This is a genomic window from Rhizobium sp. 2YAF20, from assembly GCF_052114685.1.
Taxonomy (GTDB): domain Bacteria; phylum Pseudomonadota; class Alphaproteobacteria; order Rhizobiales; family Rhizobiaceae; genus Rhizobium.
This window is the reverse complement of record NZ_JBFRFF010000093.1, coordinates 1-3,961: the sequence shown is the minus strand read 5'-3', so window position 1 is coordinate 3,961 and position 3,961 is coordinate 1. Positions and strand designations below refer to the sequence as shown.

The window sequence follows — 3,961 nt, the reverse complement described above, 5'->3', positions numbered from 1 at the left end:
AAGAACTTTTCCAGATCGACGTCCACCACGATCCGGCGGCCCGATTGTACGTATGACTGCGCCGCAAGGACGGCGTCATGCGCATTTCGGCCCGGCCGGAAGCCGTGGCTGTGCTCGCTAAAGGTGGGATCAAGGATCGGTTGCAGCACTTGCAGAAGCGCTTGCTGGATCAGACGATCCAGAACCGTCGGGATACCGAGCTCACGCTCGCCACCCCCAGGCTTTGGGATCGTCACCCGTCGTACCGGACTGGGCCGGTACGTCCCCGATAACAGTTGCTGGCGAATGCCAGGCCAGGCGGTGCGCAGGTATTGCGCGGTCTGGTCGATATCCAGACCGTCAACTCCACTGGCCCCCTTATTGGCCCGCACGCGCTTGAACGCCTGTTTCAGGTTCGCTCTCGTCAAGGCCGCCTCAAGCAGCCCTGACCCTGTGTTCTCTWCTCCGTGAAGCGGGCGACAAGCTTCGTCGCTGCCCGATCGAGAACCGGCTTCACCGTTTCTCTGGCCGGACCGCCCTGCTTGCGCAGGCATCTGACGCTGTGCTTGCCACATCGACATGGCGAGAGACACTCCTTCTCGTTTGGCCCTTCGCTTCGCAAGCCACAAAGCTTGCTCCCCTATTACGGCCTCTGCTGACTTCTCGCTCCGGCTCGACACCGTCGCCCTTTCAGGCATAAGGCGAGATCTCCCCAGGTAAGAACGCACTCCTTCACTGCACGACTGCCGGATCTACGCCGCCATCCCTTGATCACAAGAGCTTCGCGGTTGCATGCCCGCTCGCCCTGGAAGGCACCGCCTTATATCCGGTTCTTGTTCATCAGCCCGCAGTTTCGATCCACGCTGCCTCCCCACGGTCGGTCACCCTTCCGCAGTTGCGCTTCACTTCGTTCGCCGTGACCAGCTTACGATGGGACTTGCACCCACAAGAGTGCGCCCATGCTGGGCGCACACGCAAAAGAAGCGGCCAGACTGGCCGCTCTATTTTGTTCGCTGAGAATTCTCCGCCTCGCCTTCAGGCGTTTAGCGCTGGTGAATGATCGCGACGTTGTTGCGGCCCTGCTGCGAAATGAAGGCCTGGTGAGCGCCGCCTTCCTGCGATATCGATGCGGTATTCGAATAGCCAATCTGTTGGATAAGCCCGACATTGCCGACGCCACTCTGCTCGATGTTTGCGACATTGAAATCGCCGATCTGCAGCGTATTGGCAAGATTGCCTGATGTCGGCGCGGTGAAGGAAGGAACAGCCGCCATCATTGAAAAAGCAGGCTTCATGATTGCCGACGTATCGAGACTGGAGAAGCCCGTGCCGGTCGCCTGACGCACAAAGGCCGGCGAAGCAAGATAGGATTCGGCAGCAAAGCTCGAAGAGGACATGAGGCAAGCGGCGAATACGACGATAGAGGCTGAAATCTTCTTCATTTTTGTCTCCCTGTTTTGTTGTTGCTTCAGATATACCGTGAAGCAATTAAAAATTAGGAGAATATATTTGGTGAATGATGACATAAAGATATTATATTATTGTAGCTATCAATTTAACCTTCCAGAAACTCTGTTTTCGCGAAGCGAGCTCGCCAAGTCGAAACAACACCACTCGCAAGCGATAGTGGTTGTTGTATAGTGGGCCATGAGGATTCTGCTGGTCGAAGACAATCGTGAACTGGCGTCCTGGCTCGGCAAGGCCCTGCGTCAGGCGCAATATGCCGTCGATATTGTCCACGATGGCGAAGACGCCGATCATTCGCTGAAAGTTGCCGTCTACGCGGTGGTGATCCTCGATCTCTCGCTCCCAAAGCTCGATGGCCTGACGCTCCTCAAGCGCCTGCGCCAGAACGGCAACAAGGTGCCGGTCATCATCCTGACTGCGAATGCTAGCCTCGATGGGCGGGTGGCCGGCCTCGATAGTGGTGCCGATGATTATCTTGCCAAGCCCTTTGAAATTGCCGAGCTCGAGGCCCGCATCAGAGCCCTGGTCCGGCGTGGCCACGATCGCGCAGCGCCGGAGATTGCTGTCGGTGACCTTCTCTTTCGCGGCAGCACCCGTCAGTTCTTCCTCAACGGCGAGGTCCTGGCGCTGACGCCGCGCGAACACGCCGTACTCGAACATCTCATCATGAAAGTCGGCAGCACCGTCAGCAAGGATATGCTTTCGGAGAGCGTATTCGGCTTCGATGACGTCGCCGATCCGAGTGCGATTGAAATCTACGTGCACCGCGTTCGCAAGAAGCTGGAGGGCAGCACGGTCCAGATCGCAACGCTCCGTGGACTTGGATATTTGTTACGCCATGCGCAATGAGGCCGGCATAAGGCCGATGGGCTGGGTTACCCGAATAGCCGCCATGCTGGGCGAAAGCCTGCGCGTCCAGTTGCTTGCTTGGATAGTCTTGACACTGATCGGCGCCATCTGCGTCAACCTTTATATCAGCTTCAAATCTGCGGATGCGACGGCCGCCCTTGTCGCCGACCACACTTTGCTTGCCTCGGCACGCGTGATCGCCGAGGCTGTTCGGGTCGATACCAATGGCACGGTGGAGGCGGATATCCCACCGGCAGCAATTGAGATGTTTGACACGGGCTATGGCGATCGCGTGTTTTACCAGGTGATGACCGCGTGGGGCAGCCTGGTGACAGGCTTTCCCGGCATGCCGCAGCCGAAGGTAGCGGAGGTGGGCGAAGACGGCACGTTCCGGCAGGACGAGGTGCGGCTAATCATGCTCGAGCACCCGATCGTCGGCCTTGAGAACGAGGGCAGGATTTCCGTCACCGTGGCCGCGACGCATAATGGTCAATATGCGATGCGTCGCCGGCTCTGGCTCTCGGATTTTACCAAGCAACTCGTGCTCGTCCTGCTTGCCGGCCTTGTGACCATCATCGGTCTTCAGCGGGGGCTGGCGCCGGTGCTCCGGCTTCGCGACGCCGTGCGCGAACGCGGGCGCCAACGGCTGGATCCCCTGCCCCCTGACATGGTGCAGAGCGAATTGCGGCCTCTGGTCCATGCGCTCAATGATCACATGGAGCGGGTGCAGAACCAGATGGCGGCGCAGCGCCGGTTCGTCTCCAATGCCGCCCATCAGTTGCGCACACCGCTCGCCCTGATTTCCACTCAGGCAAGCGTCGCCGCGCGCGAGAGCGACCCGGGGCGGCGCGACGAGGCGCTGCAGGCATTGCGCGCCAGCACCCGTCAGGTCACCCGCCTTGCCAGCCAGCTTCTGACCCTATCGCGCGCCGAGCCCGGCAGCAGACGGCCCCGCAGCGATACCGTCGACCTGACTGCAACCGCCCGTCAGGTGCTCGAAAGCCAGGCCGAGGAGGCGCTTCGCCGCAACATCGACCTTGGCCTGGAGGCAGAGGCGCCGGTTCTTGTAGAGGGTGACGGAACCATGCTGCGCGAGATGCTGGTGAACCTGGTCGACAACGCCTTGCGCTACAGCCTGGAAAGCGGGCGGGTGACGGTAAGCGTGGCACAGCAAGACGGCACGGCCATTCTAACCGTCGAGGACAATGGTCCGGGGATACCGGAAGGCGAACGCAGCCCGGTTTTCGAACGCTTCTATCGCATCATCGGAACGGAGCCGGAAGGAAGCGGACTGGGCCTTGCAATTGTTCGCGAAGTTGCCGACGGCGCGGGTGGATCGGTGATCTTGGGCGACGGATCCGACGGTGGCTTGCTGGTCACCGTCCGCCTTCCCATCGCTTGAGCTCCAAATTGCAGGCAAAAAAAGAGACCGGTGGGGGAGAGCCGGCCTCTGTAGAAGTGTAGTCGATCCGGAGCGAATTATTGTGCATCCATGTGCTGTTGCGGACGCCATTTGGCGAGCCGGTTCTCGATCATCGTCATGATGAACTCGGCAACAAGCGTCACCAACATGACGAGGAGGATCGCGGCAAACATGCCGGCCGCGTCGAAGGTACCCTTGGCGATCGAGATCAGCTGCCCGATGCCGAAACGCGCGCCGACGAAC

Annotated in this window: 4 protein-coding genes and 1 pseudogene; 2 read left to right on the top strand and 3 right to left on the bottom strand. The window is 59.9% G+C overall.

Annotation, left to right across the window (positions count from 1 at the left end; all coding sequences use genetic code 11):
• Together AB4Z52_RS35765 and AB4Z52_RS35760 are read right to left on the bottom strand one after the other, a co-directional pair.
• A partial coding sequence (locus AB4Z52_RS35765; RefSeq protein ID WP_442222544.1) for a reverse transcriptase domain-containing protein occupies positions 1-407 on the bottom strand: 407 nt, incomplete at its 3' end.
• Between the two features lie 615 nt (positions 408-1,022).
• Positions 1,023-1,421 carry a hypothetical protein gene (locus AB4Z52_RS35760; protein WP_442222543.1) on the bottom strand — a complete coding sequence of 133 codons (399 nt, stop codon included), beginning with the start codon at positions 1,419-1,421 and terminating at the stop codon, positions 1,023-1,025.
• Positions 1,422-1,626: 205 nt separating this feature from the next.
• Here AB4Z52_RS35760 and AB4Z52_RS35755 point away from each other — a divergent pair, with 205 nt between their 5' ends.
• Positions 1,627-2,295, top strand: a complete 669-nt coding sequence (locus AB4Z52_RS35755) for a response regulator (protein WP_442222542.1) — start codon at positions 1,627-1,629, stop codon at positions 2,293-2,295.
• Positions 2,285-3,697: a sensor histidine kinase gene (locus AB4Z52_RS35750; protein ID WP_442222541.1), complete on the top strand. Its 1,413-nt coding sequence runs from the start codon at positions 2,285-2,287 to the stop codon at positions 3,695-3,697. Before AB4Z52_RS35755 ends, AB4Z52_RS35750 begins: the two co-directional genes overlap by 11 nt.
• A gap of 77 nt (positions 3,698-3,774) precedes the next feature.
• Here the strand turns inward: AB4Z52_RS35750 and AB4Z52_RS35745 are convergent.
• Positions 3,775-3,961, bottom strand: a pseudogene (locus tag AB4Z52_RS35745) (ABC transporter permease); the annotation flags it as partial.

Bases quoted from the DNA above. Each gene is read 5' to 3' on its own strand.
- AB4Z52_RS35750 (WP_442222541.1), top strand. From the start codon at position 2,285: ATGCGCAATGAGGCCGGCATAAGGCCGATGGGCTGGGTTACCCGAATA.
- AB4Z52_RS35755 (WP_442222542.1), top strand. From the start codon at position 1,627: ATGAGGATTCTGCTGGTCGAAGACAATCGTGAACTGGCGTCCTGGCTC.
- AB4Z52_RS35760 (WP_442222543.1), bottom strand. From the start codon at position 1,421: ATGAAGAAGATTTCAGCCTCTATCGTCGTATTCGCCGCTTGCCTCATG.